Origin of the sequence: Trinickia mobilis (assembly GCF_017315705.1) — a bacterium.
Taxonomy (GTDB): Bacteria; Pseudomonadota; Gammaproteobacteria; order Burkholderiales; family Burkholderiaceae; genus Trinickia_A; species Trinickia_A mobilis.
This window is the reverse complement of record NZ_JAFLRF010000038.1, coordinates 21,986-37,890: the sequence shown is the minus strand read 5'-3', so window position 1 is coordinate 37,890 and position 15,905 is coordinate 21,986. Positions and strand designations below refer to the sequence as shown.

Annotated in this window: 10 protein-coding genes; 5 read left to right on the top strand and 5 right to left on the bottom strand. The window is 66.0% G+C overall.

Features of this window, described 5'->3' with window-relative positions:
• Positions 1 to 412 precede the first annotated feature (412 nt).
• Positions 413 to 2,152, top strand: a complete 1,740-nt coding sequence (locus tag J3489_RS30550; RefSeq protein WP_207004557.1) for an FAD-dependent oxidoreductase — start codon at positions 413 to 415, stop codon at positions 2,150 to 2,152.
• Positions 2,153 to 2,168: 16 nt separating this feature from the next.
• Here J3489_RS30550 and J3489_RS30545 read toward each other — a convergent pair whose 3' ends face one another.
• Both J3489_RS30545 and J3489_RS30540 read right to left on the bottom strand, forming a co-directional pair.
• Positions 2,169 to 3,377 (bottom strand): glycosyltransferase, encoded by a 1,209-nt coding sequence (locus tag J3489_RS30545; protein WP_207004556.1) that lies wholly within the window; start codon positions 3,375 to 3,377, stop codon positions 2,169 to 2,171.
• 73 nt (positions 3,378 to 3,450) lie between these two features.
• Positions 3,451 to 4,884, bottom strand: coding sequence for an O-antigen ligase family protein (locus J3489_RS30540; RefSeq protein WP_207004555.1), 1,434 nt, complete (start codon positions 4,882 to 4,884; stop codon positions 3,451 to 3,453).
• A 363-nt stretch (positions 4,885 to 5,247) separates the two neighbouring features.
• Between J3489_RS30540 and J3489_RS30535 the strand changes: the two genes are divergently transcribed.
• Positions 5,248 to 6,462: an acyltransferase family protein gene (locus tag J3489_RS30535; RefSeq protein ID WP_207004554.1), complete on the top strand. Its 1,215-nt coding sequence runs from the start codon at positions 5,248 to 5,250 to the stop codon at positions 6,460 to 6,462.
• Between the two features lie 563 nt (positions 6,463 to 7,025).
• On the opposite strand, the gene J3489_RS30530 is transcribed toward J3489_RS30535, so the two are convergent.
• The gene (locus J3489_RS30530; RefSeq protein WP_207004553.1) at positions 7,026 to 8,249 is read right to left on the bottom strand and encodes a glycosyltransferase; all 1,224 of its coding nucleotides are present in this window, start codon (positions 8,247 to 8,249) and stop codon (positions 7,026 to 7,028) included.
• A 477-nt stretch (positions 8,250 to 8,726) separates the two neighbouring features.
• Here J3489_RS30530 and J3489_RS30525 point away from each other — a divergent pair, with 477 nt between their 5' ends.
• The gene (locus J3489_RS30525; RefSeq protein WP_207004552.1) at positions 8,727 to 9,974 is read left to right on the top strand and encodes an oligosaccharide flippase family protein; all 1,248 of its coding nucleotides are present in this window, start codon (positions 8,727 to 8,729) and stop codon (positions 9,972 to 9,974) included.
• On the top strand, positions 9,974 to 11,047 hold the full coding sequence (locus tag J3489_RS30520; RefSeq protein WP_207004551.1) for a glycosyltransferase family 4 protein: 1,074 nt from the start codon (positions 9,974 to 9,976) through the stop codon (positions 11,045 to 11,047). The genes J3489_RS30525 and J3489_RS30520 overlap by 1 nt, the downstream gene beginning before the upstream one ends.
• Before the next feature lie 24 nt (positions 11,048 to 11,071).
• Here J3489_RS30520 and J3489_RS30515 read toward each other — a convergent pair whose 3' ends face one another.
• Positions 11,072 to 11,860, bottom strand: a complete 789-nt coding sequence (locus tag J3489_RS30515) for a sulfite exporter TauE/SafE family protein (RefSeq protein WP_207004550.1) — start codon at positions 11,858 to 11,860, stop codon at positions 11,072 to 11,074.
• 443 nt (positions 11,861 to 12,303) lie between these two features.
• Here J3489_RS30515 and J3489_RS30510 point away from each other — a divergent pair, with 443 nt between their 5' ends.
• Entirely contained in the window at positions 12,304 to 13,395 is a 1,092-nt protein-coding gene (locus J3489_RS30510) for a glycosyltransferase family 4 protein (RefSeq protein WP_207004549.1), read from the top strand.
• Positions 13,396 to 13,402: 7 nt separating this feature from the next.
• Here the strand turns inward: J3489_RS30510 and J3489_RS30505 are convergent, their stop codons facing one another.
• The gene (locus J3489_RS30505; RefSeq protein WP_207004548.1) at positions 13,403 to 15,796 is read right to left on the bottom strand and encodes a ricin-type beta-trefoil lectin domain protein; all 2,394 of its coding nucleotides are present in this window, start codon (positions 15,794 to 15,796) and stop codon (positions 13,403 to 13,405) included.
• Between the last annotated feature and the right edge of the window lie 109 nt (positions 15,797 to 15,905).

Below are 15,905 nucleotides of genomic sequence, written 5' to 3'. Positions count from 1 at the left end.
AGAGGCCGGCGACTGCGGCGTCGATAAGCAGCGCCTGGCCCGATCGCAATCAAGCCTGGGCGTTAGCTCCTGAATCCGCGCAATTGCGTCAATTCGATTAGTGTGGGCCGATTGCAACAGTTGCGGTCGTATGCGTCCCCTTGAATAAATTACCCCCCGAAAACGTTCTATTGACGTTTAGCCCGGCACCACGTCACACACGTCCCACAGGACTTGCGCCGGGCTGTCACATGGTTTACCGCGCCCATACCACGCTTTTGCCGGATGTGCGCTGCCGCACGGGAACCCTCCTTGCTTGGCTGGCGTCGCCGGGATGTTGGCGGGCGACGACGCGACCGGCGTTCGAAGATGGCATACAAGCGTTTGCAGGGATACGGAAAGAACGCCGCAAGAAAGACGGGAGCCTGGGGATATGTTCATTGATACACGAGGTGTCGAGGAAGGCATAGAAGTCGAAACCACGGTCTGCATCATCGGGGCAGGTGTGGCCGGCATCACGCTCGCGCTGGAAATGGGTCGCCTCGGCATCGACACGTGCTTGCTCGAAAGCGGCGGCTACAAGGCAGACGACGACACCCGCGACCTCTACCGCGGCGAGAACGTCGGCTTGCCGTACTCGTTCGCCGACGGCAGCCGCAGCCGCTATTTGGGCGGCAGCAGCAATTGCTGGGGCGGCTGGTGCCGGCCCCTCGACCCATGGGACTTCGACAAGCGCGACTGGGTCGCGCATAGCGGCTGGCCATTCGGTCTCGACGAGCTCGCGCCGTACTACGTGCGCACGCACGGCCTTCTGAAACTCGGCCCGAACAATTTCGATCCGGCCTATTGGGAAGGCAAGATCGGCCGCGCCGACGTGCGGCGCGTGCCGCTCGTCACGGGCGACGTGCGCGACACCATTTCGCAGTTCAGCCCCCCTGCGCGTTTCGGCAAGCTCTACCGGGAGGATCTGGAGCGCTCGACCCACGTGCGCGTGTTCCTGAACGCGAACGCGGTGCATATCGATACCGACCGCGACGCGAAGACGGTCACGCGCATCCAGGTCGCCACGCTCTCCGGCCGTCATATGACGGTGACGGCGAAGCACTTCGTGCTCGCAACAGGCGGCATCGAGAATGCGCGGCTTCTGCTTGCATCGAACCAGGTGCAGGCGGCGGGGCTCGGCAACGGCAACGACGTCGTGGGCCGTTTCTTCATGGACCATCCGCGGCTCATGTCGGGCAGCGTGCGCTTTACCAAAGCGTGGGCGCGCAACAAGCTCTACGACATCAAGTATCACTATCAAAACGCTGCCGTGTCCGCACACGGCACGTTCATCTCGTCGCAGTTCGCGCTCACGCACGAGGTGCTCGAGCGCGAGCGTCTGCTCAACTCGCGCGTGTGGTTCTACTCGCTCTTCTACGGCGAAGGCAGCGCCGGCGCCGAAGCGCTGATCCGCTGCAAGCAGGCGCTCCTGCGCAAGGATCAGCCGGGCTGGAAGCTGCGCGACGATCTCGCGACGATGGCCGCACACCCGGTCGATACGGTCGGCTTCGGCTTGACGCGCCTGTTGCAGCCGCGCCCGCTCATCACCGACGTCAAGATGCAGGCGATCGTCGAAGCCGCGCCGAACCGCGACAGCCGCGTGACGTTGTCGGCGCTGCGCGACCGTCTCGGCATGCCGCGCGTGAAAGTCGACTGGCGGCTCGACGAATCGGTGCAGCGCACTTTCGATCGCACGTTCGCGCTGGTCGCCGACGCGCTGCGCGCGGGCGGCGTCGCCGAGGTGACGCTCGACGCCCCGCTGCAGGGCCGCGCCTGGCCCGAAGCGCTCGAAGGCACGTGGCATCACATGGGGACCACGCGGATGCACGATTCGCCGAAGGAGGGCGTCGTCGACCGCAATTGCAAGGTGCACGGCATCAGCAACCTGCATATCGCGGGCAGTTCGGTGTTTCCGACGGTCGGCGCCAACTTTCCGACGATCACCATCACCGCGCTCGCGCTGCGCCTGGCGGGGCATCTCGCGCAGACGCTCGGCAGCCCGGAGGCGGTCGTCACGACCCCCGGCGTGCTCGGCGGCGAGTGCCGTACGCCGGAATCGAAAGCGGTAGAGACGCTGCCGTTCGCGGCGGCGTCGCTCGCGCACGCGAGTGCGCAGGCCGTCAAGAAATAGTGTCCGGATTCGTCAGTCAGGGCTTCGAAGCGGAAACGGCGGCAAGCGGCGCGGCATCGGCAGCAGGCCACCCGGCCGCGTCCGCTTGCAGCACGTCGATCAGATCGCGCGACATCGCTTGCACCGTGAAGCGCGTCTTGAACGTCGCCGCGGCCTGCGCGCGCATCGTCTCGCGCGCGGCGGCATCGAGCGACAGCCAGCAGCGCAGCGTTTCCTCGGTGCCTTCGACCGTATCCGCCGCGACGAGCCCGGCACCGTCCTCGGCGACTTCGCGCCAGATGTTGACCTTGTCGGAGATCAGCACCGGCACTGAGCATCCGAGCGCTTCGGCGACCGCGATGCCGAAGTTCTCCTGATGCGACGGCAGCAGAAACGCGTCGCTCGCGTGGAACGCCCCCCATTTCAACTCGCCCTGCAGCATGCCCGGCCAGCTGATGCGCGAGGCGATGCCGAGTTCATCGGCGAGCGCTTTGAGCGCGGCGCTCCAGCCGACGCTGTCCGGACCGGCGATGACGAGGTGCGCGCCGGAATCGAGCGCGGCGGTCTTCGCGAACGCCCGGATCAGGAGATCGCAGCCTTTCTTCGGGTGGATTCGTCCGAGGAACAGCAGCAAGCGGCGCTGCCTGAGCGCCGGATACGCGGCCAAGAAGCGCTCGCGCAGGCGCGCGGCGTCGGTGGGCGGCGACGCGGTGCCGAACGAGACCACGCGCTCGTTGGCGCGATAGAGCCAGAACGATTGCCGCGCGAGAATGCGTTCCTCTTCGGCCGTAAAGAGCACGGCGCGCGCATCGCGCAGCACGCGATATTCGGCCCACGGCCAATACAGCCATTTCTTCAGATGCTTGAGCGGATACGTGCGCTTGAACCACGGGTCGAGCATGCCGTGCGGAAACACGTAGTAGCGCACATCGAGGTCGTGCAGCGCCTTCCACGCGCCGTAGCTCTGGTATTGCCAGAGGCCGTTGACGATCACGGCGTCGAAGCGTCGTGCTTCTTCGCGCAGCCAAGGCACGAGACGCGGCGTGTAGCCGTAGCTGCCGTTGGCGGGGCCCAGGGCGGTAACGGGCAACGGGAAGTCCGCGACGAACGGCGCATCGGGCGCGTCGAGCGACGCGGCTTCGACCTGATGCCCCATCGCGGCGAGTTCGAGGCCGCTTTGCCGCACGCCTTCCGTCGGGCCGCCGGCTTTCGGATCGAGCGTCGCAAGCAAGTGCAGGATTTTCATCGGCGTACGCTTCGTGTCGGTTGTCCGTCTGAGTGGCGCGTGCCGCACGGCGCGGCACGCGGCGTTCATACCGTCATACGGTGGGTTCGGTGCGCTCGCCGATACGCTCGACGCGTTCGAGCCGCCCTTGCGTGCCGGCGGTGGTTTCGCGCGTCGGCGCGAAGTGCGGCTCGCGCCGCGGCTGGGGTTTGCGCCGCCCCTCCGAGCGCGACGCGCGGTGCGGATGCGTGGCCGCGAGGCGCTTCAATTGGATGGTCATCGCGACCATCAGCCCGAGCGAGACGCCGAACACGAGGCCGGAAAAACGCGGGCCGAGCGGATTGCCGCCGATCGACGTCGCCGGCAGCGCCGCGGTCACGAGGATCGCGCGCCCGAGCACGGGCAGGTAGGGGGCGGCCGGCGCGGTTGCGCGCCAGCGCCGGTAGGTCGCGGTGCACTTGTAAAGCGCGTACAGCACGGCGAGCGGCATCGCAATGCCGAACAGCAGGCCGCCCGCGAAGAACTGATAGACCCAGAAGTTGTGTCCGGCCGCCCAGTCATGGATCGCGTAGAAGTCTTTCTTGCTGATTTGGCCGGCGAGGTCGGGCAGGAACTTCGGCGAGTAGTGATACATGTGCCCGTAGCCGACGCCGGTGAGGATGGTCGTCGGCGACTGCATCGTCTGGTCGTACTGATCTTGCATCTCGGCGAGGCGGGTGATCGTGGTCGGGTCCTTGCCGGTCTTCGTGTCTTCCGACGCGAAGAGGATCCGCTGCGTCCAGTGCGCGCCGACGCCGGGAAACAGCTGCATCCCCGCGAACGCCATCCCGGCGATGACGATGCCGGTGGCGAGCGCGCGCATCGCTGCGCGCATGAGATAGCGCGGGGACGGCGCGCTCATCCAGGTGGCGAGCGCGAACAAGAGCGCGGTGCCGATCAAGAGACTGCGCGTGACGCTCAGCAATTCGACGACGATGGTCCCCATGAAGAGCGCGAGCGTAAACGGCGTGAAGCGCTTGGCGATGACGAACTCGTGCAGCAGCACCGCTTGCAGCGCGAGAAACGTCGGCGACACGATCCGGTAGCGCACGTCCTCGAGCCCGCCGCCGGTGGCCATCCCGTAGACGAACGTGAAGACGAGGCAGATGACGTTCGCCCAGAACATGGACTTTTCGATCTGCTCGATGCGCGAGTCCTGCCACGGGCGGCAGCACGCGAGATAGCCGAGCATGAAAAGCGCGAACGGCAGCTGCACGCGCAGGTAGTTGCCGAAATCGTTCTCCTGGATCAGTTCCGTGATCAGGCTCGCAGGCACGCACAAGATCAGCGAGAACGTGACTAACGCGCGCAGCTTCGACTTGACCGCGAAGCGCGGCGCGATCAGCCAGAGCGCGAGGCCCGCGCCGAGCGTCGGCAACGCCAGGAGGACTTGCGCGAGGTGACTCGATTGATCGTCGACTGCCTTGTAGTCCATCGCGAGCGGACATATGAACAGCCATATCCAGAGGTTCGCGTAACTATTGCGCATGGCAGGTTCTCGTTCAACGGGGGGCTTTCCGGCAAACGCGTGCCGGTACGTGGTGTCTCCCATAGAAGCCGGTCCTCTCCCTGTGATTTTGAAGGCGCCTTGACGCGCGATGTTATCAACCGACTATAACGCGAGCACGTAGCGTTCCAGCCCGGCGCGGCGTGAAACGACTACGATTCGGCGTCCTGCGACAGATGCTTTTCCCACCCATGCAGGCACGCGCATTGCTAAATGTGCGCTGAATGTCGGCACCTGCCGTGATGTTGGCGGACGAAGGCGGACTGGCCGAACGAAGATGCGAATGCAGGGGATGTTTAAACAATGGGATCAAGCGAAGCACGCAATCCCGAAGGGGGAAGGCGAATGAATTTGTTCGGGGGCCCGAAAGCGATCGTGCGCGATCGGACGATCGAGCTGGACTTCATACGCGGCATTGCCATCATTGCCGTGATGGGCTATCACTTCCATACGATCGATACCGGCTACTGGTTCATCCCGGTCATCGAATATCCGCTGAAGAACTACGGCCGCGAAGGCGTGAATCTGTTCTTCACGCTGAGCGGCTTTCTCGTCGGCGGGCTGCTGTTGCGCCAATACGCCCAGACGGGCCGCGTCGACGCGCGCCGCTTCATCGTGCGGCGGATCTTCAAGATCTGGCCTGCGTACTACGTGCTGATCCTCTTTCACGTGCTCGTGAGGCGTCACCCGGCCAGCACCTTCCTGTGGCAAAACCTGACGCACATGCAGAATTACTTCGGCACGTCGCTTGACCAGACGTGGAGCCTCGCGGTCGAAGAGCACTTTTACCTGTTCCTGCCGGCCTTGCTGCTGCTGTTCGCGCACTGGCGCGTGCGAGCGAACACGATCCTCGGCGTGCTCGGCACGATCTGCGTGGCGGTGTTGATCGCGCGCTGCGTGGCCGTCGCAGAGGGCAATCTCGATGCGGCCTTCTACTACACGCAATACCGCATCGATAGCCTGCTCGCGGGCGTGATCCTCGCCGTGGTCTACTGGATGAAGCCCGAGGCCTACCGGCGTTTCGCGCAGCGCAAGGGCGTGTTGCTCGCGCTCCTGGCGATGCTCGTAGCGTGGCTCGCGCTCGCGACCAAGCACTTCGCGATCGACGAAAGCATCGGCTACACGATTCAGGCGATCGGCTACGTCGCGCTGATCGTGTTCATGCTCGAGTACTCGGCCAAGATCCGCCGATCGCTCGTGTTCCGCGCGATCGCGTGGATCGGCGTGTATTCGTACGGGATCTACCTCTGGCATTCGATCGCGCTTGCGCCCGGCGACATCCTGATCCACAAGACCGCCGCGCTCGGCGTGCCGCCGCTCGTCGCGTGGGCGATCGTGCTCTCCGGGCAGACCGCGATTGCGATCGTCGTCGGCTATGTGATGACGCGCGCCGTCGAGTTCCCGTTCCTGCTCTTGCGCAACAAGATGTTCCCGGCGCGGCAGCAAGTGCTTGCCGTGGAAGCGGCGAAGCCGGCGGCCGAACCGGAAAGCGCGCCGCAGAATCCGCCAAAGGTCGAGGAGGTGCCGGCCGTCAGCGGCGTCGGCGGCCAGCCTTCGTGAAGCTGTGCGTTAAGTGGGGTCTGAGGCTGGAAATCGAACCACAAACCATCGAACTCGAACGCCGAAGATGGAAACGCGAGCCCCCGACCGTGAAGTTCGAATGTTTGAAGGCGGAACGCGAGCCTCAAACGGGCGCATTCGACTGTTGGAGGGCCGAAGTCCGAGCCTCAGATCGACGACTTCGACGCTTTGAGGGCGGAACGTCAGCCTCCGACCTCGGAGTTCGACTCATTGAGGGCGGAACGCGGGCCTCAGACCGTGGAGTTGTCCACGCTTTGAGCGTGGAACGCGAGCTCAGACCTCGGCGTTCGACTGTTTGAGGCTGGACTCGGAGTTCGACTCATTGAGGGCGGAACGCGGGCCTCAGACCGTGGAGTTGTCCACGCTTTGAGCGTGGAACGCGAGCTCAGACCTCGGCGTTCGACTGTTTGAGGCTGGAGCGCGAGCCTCACACCATGAAATTCGAATGTTTGAGCGCGGAGCCCGCGCCCCACACCGCGCAATTCCGCTGTCTAGGGAAGGAACACGAGCTTCAGCACTGAGTCCGGCCCCATGCAAAGCCGTCACGGCGCCCAGCCGACTGCCTGCTGCAGCGTCAGCTTGAACTGCGAGAGCGTGTTTCTTTCGAGCAGATGCTCGCGGGCAGAATGGCCCGGGTTGCGCCCGTGATGCCGCGAGAACAGCACTTCCTCGATTGCAGACGCGATCGTGTCCGGCGCGAGGTTCTGCACCACGGGGCCTAATTCGCCTGTCTGGCAGAACCAGCCGATCAGGCCCTCGGCCGTCGCAATCACCGGCTTGCCGAAACGATAGGCCTGCACGAGCACGCCGCTCATTCCGTAGTGCCCCTTGTAACCGAGCCACACCGCGTCGCATGCCGAGAAGAGATCGAACTCCGTTTCGTTGCTGATGAACGAATCGAGCATCAGCGGCGTCGGGGTCATACGCGGCGCATTCTCCCGAAGAAACTCGCGGATCTCCATGTCCTGCTCGCCGGCGACGATGAGGGTCGGCGCTTCGTCCATCGCCATCAGCGCCTCGACAAGCTCGCGTATGCCCTTGCGCTCGGTGATCGCGCCGTACACCAGGAGGTAGTGCCCCGGGGCGAGCCCGAGCCGCGCTCGCGCCACCTGCGGGTCTTCGGCGGTCGCGTCGGGAAACGGGTCGGCGAGGTATTCGATCGCGGCGCCATGCTTGGGCTTGCCGCGGTGCGCGCACCACTCAAGCAGGGTCGGGTCGATCGACAGGAGCGTGCGCATGCCCGCCGATCTCACCGCGCGCTTGAAGAGCCGCGCCTTGACCAAGTTGACGAGCGGCCTGTCGGGCGCTTTCACGCCGACCTTGCGATGATGGAACGTCGCGCGCATCGTAATGCCGACCCACGGGGTCTTGCCGAACGGCGAACCGAGGAACGGCAGGGCGTAAAAAAAGTAGTCGACGTAAGGCACGACGACGAGCGCGAGCGGATGAATGCGGCTCAGGATCCGGTACGCGTGGTGGAAATAGCGGTGATAGCGCACGTAGCCGATGCGGTCGAGCCCGAGGCCGCGGTCGCGATCGGGCGGATCGACGAAGGCGATTTCGAGGTCGGGCCGGTTCGCGGCAAGAATCTTGCGTGCGAGGCGATGGTCCTCGTTGCTCGATTCGGTGACGACGATGCACGGGTGGCCGGCTTCGGTATACGCATCCGCGGCCCATTCGGCGTAGCGCCACCGGTGGCCGGTGAAGTTGGGTTCGACGATCAACACGAATTCGCGTGATGTCGCGGGTTGAGTCGCATGAGCCATCGCGTCGTTTCAACGTGAATGCCCGGGCGGAGCTGACGTTGTATGGAATCGGAGTCAGCACTCAAGCGCTCGCTCCGATCGACAATGTTGCAGTGCAAAGCGCCGGGCTTGGGGTCAAACCGGGGTTTGTCGATGCATAGAACGTGCACACGTTCTGCGCATAGCTAGACCCTAACATTCCCGGCACTGATCGAACCGCCAAATTCGCCGTTTTTCTGGCGAAAAAAGACAGTGCGCCCGCAAACAGCCGTGCGGATATTGCCTACTAGATGGCGCTCAAAGCTGCAGCGGACGGGTTACTTTTGCAATCATTGCCGGGCGGAGAGGCTGACGGACGAATTTATTGCGTGCGTCTTCGCAGGACCAGCGTCCGGCTGTTTTCGTATGTTCAATAACGTTGTCGGCCGGAGTTAGCGCTTCAGCGCTTACTCCGGCCCCATGCAACGCACTCGATGTCAATACGCGACGGGGGACTGAGTGAGATCTGTGAGGCTTCCGGCGTTTTCAATGCACGCGGGCTTCGGCGCGAGCGCCGCCACCTGGGTGCTGCTGCAGCAGGTGATCGTGCGCGGGCTCGTGGCCGTCAAGTTTCTCGCCATCGGCCGGATTCTCGGGCCGGCCGCGATCGGCAGCGTGAGCGTCGCGCTGCTGGCGGTCGCCATTGCCGAATCGTTGTCCGATACCGGGCTGGCGCAAGCCGTCATTCAAGGCCGCGAGACGCCTTCGCGCGCCGAGCTCGGCGCCGTCTGGACGACGCTCGCCGCGCGCGGCGTGTTCGTCGGGCTGCTGCTCATCGCCTTGGCGCCGCTCATGCAGAGCCAGTTCCATCTCGGCGGCTCGCTCCTGTTGCTGCAGCTCGCTGCCGCGCTGCCGCTCATTCGCGGCATTGCCTCGCCGACTTACTTCGTCGTGCAGCGCGAGCGGCGTTTCCAGCACATCGCAGGCGTGGAGATTTCGGCGGCGTTCGCCGATTGCTGCTTCGGCCTCATGCTCGCGTTCGCGGGGGCCGGTGCGTATTCGGTGCTGATCGGCATGGTGGTCGGCGAGAGCATCAAGAGCACGCTCACGTGGGCCACGATGCAGCCGCGTCCGCCGCTCAAGCTCTCGTGGTCGGGCATCGGCCACTATATCGGCTTTAGCCGCTGGATCTGGGCGAGCAGCGTCGTGAACCTAGTGCTCAATCAGTTCGACAAGATCGTCGTCGGCAAGCTGCTCGGCCCGACGCAACTCGGCGCCTATCAAATGTCGTCGCGTCTCGCGCAAATGCTGCTCGCCGATGCCGCGATCGCGATGTCGCAGTACCTGTTCCCGACGTTTTCCGCGCAGCACCGGCACGACGCGCACGCGGCCGCGCGCGTCTTCAAGCTCTATCTGATCGTTGCCGCCGCCGGGCTCGCGATGATCGTGGTCGTGCTGCGCATGCTCGCCGCGCCGCTCTTCTCGCTCGTGCTCGGGCCCGCATGGATGTCGGCCGTGCCGCTCTTCAAGATCTTTGTCGTCAACATGGCGATCGGCGCGCTGATCGCCGTGCTCGTCTCGTACCTGCGCGCGGTCGGCGATGCGCGTGCGACGACGCAGGCGTCGGTGATGCAGGTGATCGTGCTGTTCGCCGTGGTGCCGCCCGCCACGCACTACTGGGGCGTGACGGGGATCGCGTGGGGAATGACGGCCGGCCTCGGCACGGCCGCTCTGTGGATGCTCTATCGGACCGTGAGGGTGTCGTGATGCGGATTCTTCACCTCGTCCTCGCGCCGCGCTTGTCCGGCGCCGAGGTGCTCGCGAAGGACCTTGCCATCCATCAGCGGCGGCAGGGCAACCCCGTATGCGTCACGTCGCTCGCGCCCGAGCACAACGACTTCCAATCGCTGCGCGGCGATCTGCAGGAAAACGACGTGCCGTGCCGCTTTCCGCGCAAAGATCACGGGGTGGTCGGCAGGCTCTGGCATCTGTACCACGTGATTCGCCGCGAAAAGCCCGACGTGATCTTTGCGCACGCAACGATCCCCGCGTTCTATGCGCGGGCGTTGCCGATCGGCGTGCCGATCGTCTACGTGATGCATTCGGCGACCAACGATTTCGAGCGCCACTTGTTCCGCAGCGTCGAGCGCGTTCTGTCGCCGCGGGCGCGCGCGGTGATCGGTGTCTCCCAGGCGAACCTCGAGGACTACATCGCCGCGGTCGGCCGGCATCCGCTGATGACGGTGATTCCGAACGGCGTCGACATGGCGCGCTTCGCAAACCCGGCCGACTGCAACGACGTGATCCGTGCGCCCCGGATCGTGCAGATCGGACGCTATACGTCGGTCAAGAATCAGTTGCAGACGGTGCATGCGTTCGGCCGGGTCGTGCGCGAAGTGAGGGACGCGCGGCTCCTGCTGTTCGGCGTGGTCGAAGATCCCGCGTACCACGCGGCCGTGATCGACCTCGTCAACAAGCTCGGGCTCGCGGATCGCGTCGTCGTCGATGGGCCGCGCGCCGATGTGTCGAAGGTGCTCTTCGACGCGAGCGTCTTCGCGATGCCGTCGCGCTCGGAAGGACACAGCATTGCGTTTCTCGAAGCGCTGGCGTCGGGGATTCCGGTGGTCGGCAGCGAGATTGTGCCGTTCGCGTTCGCAAAGGACTTTCCGAACGTGCAACTGCTCGACACCGACGACACGACGGCCTACGCAAGCGCGCTCGTGACGGCGCTCGGCCAGCGCCGCGCCGAACGCACGCTGACCGGCCTCACGCTGCAGGATTCGGCCGAGCGCTACCTGGCGGTGGCGCGCCAGGTCACGCATGCAGGTTCGGCGTCCTGAGCACGAGACAAATAAGCCCGCGCCTCAGCCGATCACCAGCCTCACCCCGATCAGCGTCAACGTCGCCGCGAGCAGATTGCGCAGCAGCGCATCGGGGGCGCGCGCCGACAGATGACTGCCGATCGCAATCCCCGGCATCGACCCGACCAAAAGCGACAGCAGCAGCGACCAGTCGACCGATCCCAGCAGCCAATGTCCCATCCCGGCGATCAGCGTGAGCGGCACCGCATGCGCGATATCGGAGCCGACGATGCGCGACGTCGGCAGCGCCGGATAGAGCAGCAGCAGCACGGTCACGCCGATCGCCCCCGCGCCGACCGACGTCAGCGACACGAGCACGCCGAGCACCGCGCCCGTGAGCGCGGTGAGGAGCGCGGTGCGCAGCGGGGCGGGCGCGCTCGCATGGCGCGCGGCGAACGCGGCCAGTTGCGGCCGGAAGATGAGCGCGACCGAGGTGACCAGGAGCGCGACGCCGAGCACCGTCTGAATCAGCGTGGTCGCGCCGTGCGAGTTCATGCCGTAGCGATGCAGCATCCACAGCGTGACGGCCGCGGCCGGCACGCTGCCCGCGGCGAGGCGTCCCGTCACGCGCCAGTCCACGGAGCCCTTGAGGCCGTGCACGAGGGTGCCGGTGGCCTTGGTCGCGGCGGCGTACAAGAGATCGGTGCCGACCGCGGTGGCCGGATGCACGCCGAACAGCAGCACGAGTAGCGGCGTCATCAGCGAACCGCCGCCGACGCCGGTCAGGCCGACCAGAAACCCGACGCCGAGGCCGGAGACCGAATACATCAGATCAATATGAGGCATGCGCAAAAAGCGGCCGGCGAAAGCCGCGCTGAATAGGCCGAAACGGGAACAACGAGGGCCGGCAGCCGCGCGAGCGGTTCCTGCGTCGCGTCACATCCTCGCGCCGGCAAAGGTCGACATTGTCGCAAAAGCGCGGCCGTGCCGCAGCGCAACGTGGGGTGTCCCCAGGAATAACATCGTTTCCGTGCGCGTTCTTACGGTGCGACGACGCAAATTGTGTCGATTCGGCGACCTGATCATGACCGGCGCGGCACGCCGCGGCTGAGCGGCTGATTTGTACTATCAGATGGCGGGCGCCCTTTATGCAGGTGGCGTTACCTTAGAGAACCTGCTCACGCCGACAACAGGCTTGCTTGCTTGGCTGACCGGCGTGCCGTGCGAGCGGACGGGTTCGCACTGGCACTGCGCGTGCTTGAAGGAGATAAGTTGGAGGGCCCCGGGGACTCGTAATGCGAATTCTGCAGCTCGTTCTTGCGCCGCGGCTGTCCGGCGCGGAAATGCTTGCCAAAGGGATCGCGATCGGCCATCAGCGAAGCGGCCACAGTGTCTGTCTGGCGTCGCTGCTGCCGCCACATGGCGACTTCGATCCCGTCAGCCGCGAGCTTGCCGCGCAAGGGGTCACGTGCTTGTTTCCCGCCCGGACCCGCTCGCGGCTCGGCAGGCTGCTTTTTCTCTATCGCGCGATTCGCCAGTTCAAGCCGGACATCATCTTCGCGCACTCGACCATTCCCGCGCTCTATGTGCGCGTGCTGCCGCTCTCCGTGCCGATCGTCTGGGTCATGCATTCGGGCGTGAACGACTTCAAGGAGTCCAACGTGCTGCAGCGCGCCGAGCGGCTGCTGTCGTCGCGCGCGAAAGCGGTCATCGGCGTGTCGCAGAAGAACGTCGACGACTACCTGAAAGAGATCGGCGAGCATCCGTCGCTGATCGTCGTGCCCAATGGCGTCGACACGTCGCGCTTTGCCTCCGTCATGGGCCGCACGCCGGCGCGCAGCCCCGCGAGCGACAGCAAGCAGATCGTGCAGATCGGCCGCTACATCCGCGAGAAGAACCACCTCGATACGGTGCGCGCGTTCAAGCGCGTGCTCGACTTCGAGCCCGGCGCGCATCTCTTGCTGTGCGGCGTGATCGAGGACGTCGGCTACCACGCGGAGGTCGTGTCGCTCGTCGACGAGCTGGGGATCGGTTCGCGCGTCGAGGTGGCCGGGCCGCGTTCGAATGTCGCCGAGATTCTGTCCGCGTCGAGTGCGTTTGCGATGCCGTCGAGTTTCGAGGCGCACAGCGTCGGTTTTCTGGAGGCTTTGGCCTCGGGGATTCCGGTCGTCGCGAACCAAATTCCCGCGTTCAGCTTTGCGTGCAGTTTTCCGTGCGTGCGGCTCGTCGATACGACCGACGCCGAGCTGTACGGCCGCGCGCTCGCCGAAGCCTTGAAGCAGCCGCGCGCGGTGCGCCCGCTTACCGGGCTGACGCTGCAGGACACCGCCGACCGCTATCTCGCAATCGCGCGGCAAGTGCTCGGCTTGCGCGTCGGGTTGCGCTGACGCCGCCTCATTGCCGCAGGCGGTCGAGCCGCATCGTTTCCGTGAAGAGACCGGGCAGGCTGCCCCAGTCGCCGGCCGGGCCGAGCTTCGCATCGCGCGAGACCGGGTAGCCGATCAGGCCCGGTGCGCCGCCCGTGAAATACGTGTCGCCGATGACGGCGTTCGCGCGTTTGAAGAGCACGAGGGCCGGACCTTTCCCCGCGTCGCCGGCGTGCTCGACGAGCGCGGGAATCTCGTCGGCCCACGACACGTCGCCGAGCGTCGCGATACGCGCCGGTTCGCCGAAGCGCGGGCCGCCTTTCATGAACCAGACGTCGATATTGGCGCGATTCGCCGCGCTCGGGTTGCGCGCGGAGAGCACGATCAAATCGTCGACGCCGCCGCCGTCCACGTCGCCCGCGGCGACCTTCGCGAGCGATGCCGGAAAGCCGCTGAAGTGCTGCGTGCCGGCGTCGCCGGTGAACGCGCTGCCTGAGCTCGCGAGCTGCGTGAGCGCGAGGCCGGCAGCCGAGCGCTCGAGCGCCAGCAGACCCATGTGCGGCGAGCCGGCGATGCGTGCCGCGAGAAATTGCGTGCCGGTGGACAGGCCCGATGCCGCCATCCATAACGCGGGATCGCTGCCCGTCATGCCGTTGCCCGCCAGCACCCAAAGATCGAGCCCGGCGGCATGGCGTTGCGCGACCATCACGCCGGCACGGCCGTGGCCGCTGAAATCGGCCGCGACGTACTGCTGCGCGAGCGCGGGCATGAGCGCCGACGTGCTCTGATGCCAAAGACGCGGCGCCTCGAAGCCCTTGCCCGTGCTGCGCATGAGCCAGAACGCCGTGCCGCCGTTGCGCGGCGCGATCGCCATCAGGTCGGCGCGGCCGGTGCCTTCGAAGTCGGCGAGCAGGAAACGGGTGCTGTCGAAGCAAAGCGTGTCGCCGGCGCAGCTGGGCTGGATCGACGTGTAGTCGAACGGCACGCCGTTCGCGTACCAGCGATCGGCGTGCGCGCCCGGCGCGAGCTCCGCGACCCATACGTCGAAGCCCGGGCCGTCGCGGCGGCGCTCGACGAACACCGCGCTCGGCTTGCCGCTGCCCGTCACGTCCGCGTACATCGCGCCCGCGAGCCGCAGGTCGGTCCATTGCGAATGCGGCGTCGGCGCCCAGCGGTATTCGGTCGTGAGCGGCGCGCACGCGCCGACCGCGAGCTTGCCGTCTTGCTCGCCGAGACAGTGGCGCAAGGGCGTGTAGACGAGACCGAAGTCCCAAGGCGTCCAGCGTTGCGCGATCTGGGACGGGTCGCAGTGTTCTTCGACGAGACCGCCGCCGCGCTCGGCGACGCACCGCCACGACGATTCGCTCACGAGCGTCGCGTCGTGCGGATTGCCGGGGTAGCTGATGACGGGCTGCCAGCGCCAGTCCTGCGCGGGGCTTTCGTCGCAGGCGGCGAGATAGGGCGGCGCGCCTGCGCCGCCCGAGGTCAGGCATTGGCTCGTGTAGGCGTTGACGAGATTGAGCTTGCGCGGCACGAAGTCCGGCTCCGGACGATTGGTTTGTCCTCCGAACGAATAGCGGCGCGCGACCCAGTTGCCGTTCCATTGGTACTCGCCGAACACGTGCGTGCCCTGGTTGCCGTCGATCGTGAAGTAGCTCGCCACCTCGTCGCGCTTTTTCTGCACCTCGGCGGCGGGCACGTTCATCGGCAGGCCGCCCATCGGGTAGGTGAGGTGATAGCGGATCCGCACGTTCAGGCCGAGCGTCTGCGCGACGTGGCGCGTGATGCGCGCGGAGTAGATGTGGTCGGGGTGCTCGATGAACGGCACGGTGTCGGGGTTCAGCGTGTAGATCTCGGTCGCGGGCTTCAGCATCTCGCCGAGCGTCGCTATCAATTCGGCGCGGTCGTAGCGGGTGCCGCCGGAGCCGTCCGCGTTCATCGGGTAGCTCGCGATCGTGGCGCGTTCGTCCCACAAGAGGCCGAGCGGCACGCGGCCGCCGCGCACCCGGCCGCCCGGCAGGCGCATCTCGAGCAGCTTCACGCGCGGCAGCCGTTTCATGACCATCTGGTGCACCGGCTTGCCGGCGATCTCGACGGTCGATTCGTCCCACTCGTTCGGCACCCCCGTCATGCGCGCATACGCCTGCTGGATCGCTTTCTCGCGCGTGAGCACGTAGCTGAACGGGCCGCTGTCCGCGCCGCCGATCAGGTGCACGGTGACGATGCACCAGCCCGCTTCGAGGTGCTCGCTGATGCCGGGGTTCACGAAGAGGAGGTCGTCGTCGAGGTGGGCCACGACCGTGACGAGCGTGCCGGCGCGGCAGTCCTCGCCGGCGGCTTGCGCGGTGTGCGGGACGATAGCGGTGAGGCTCGCCAGCGCCCACAGCAGCAGCGCGACGAGTGAAGACTTCGTGAACCGCATGGGCTCCCCGGAGCGGCGATGGCCGTTCGGGCCATCGCTAACCGGGGGGGCGTCGACGCTGTAGGTGGGCGAGCGCACGGTCGTCACACGTGAGGGCCGACGGCCGTGC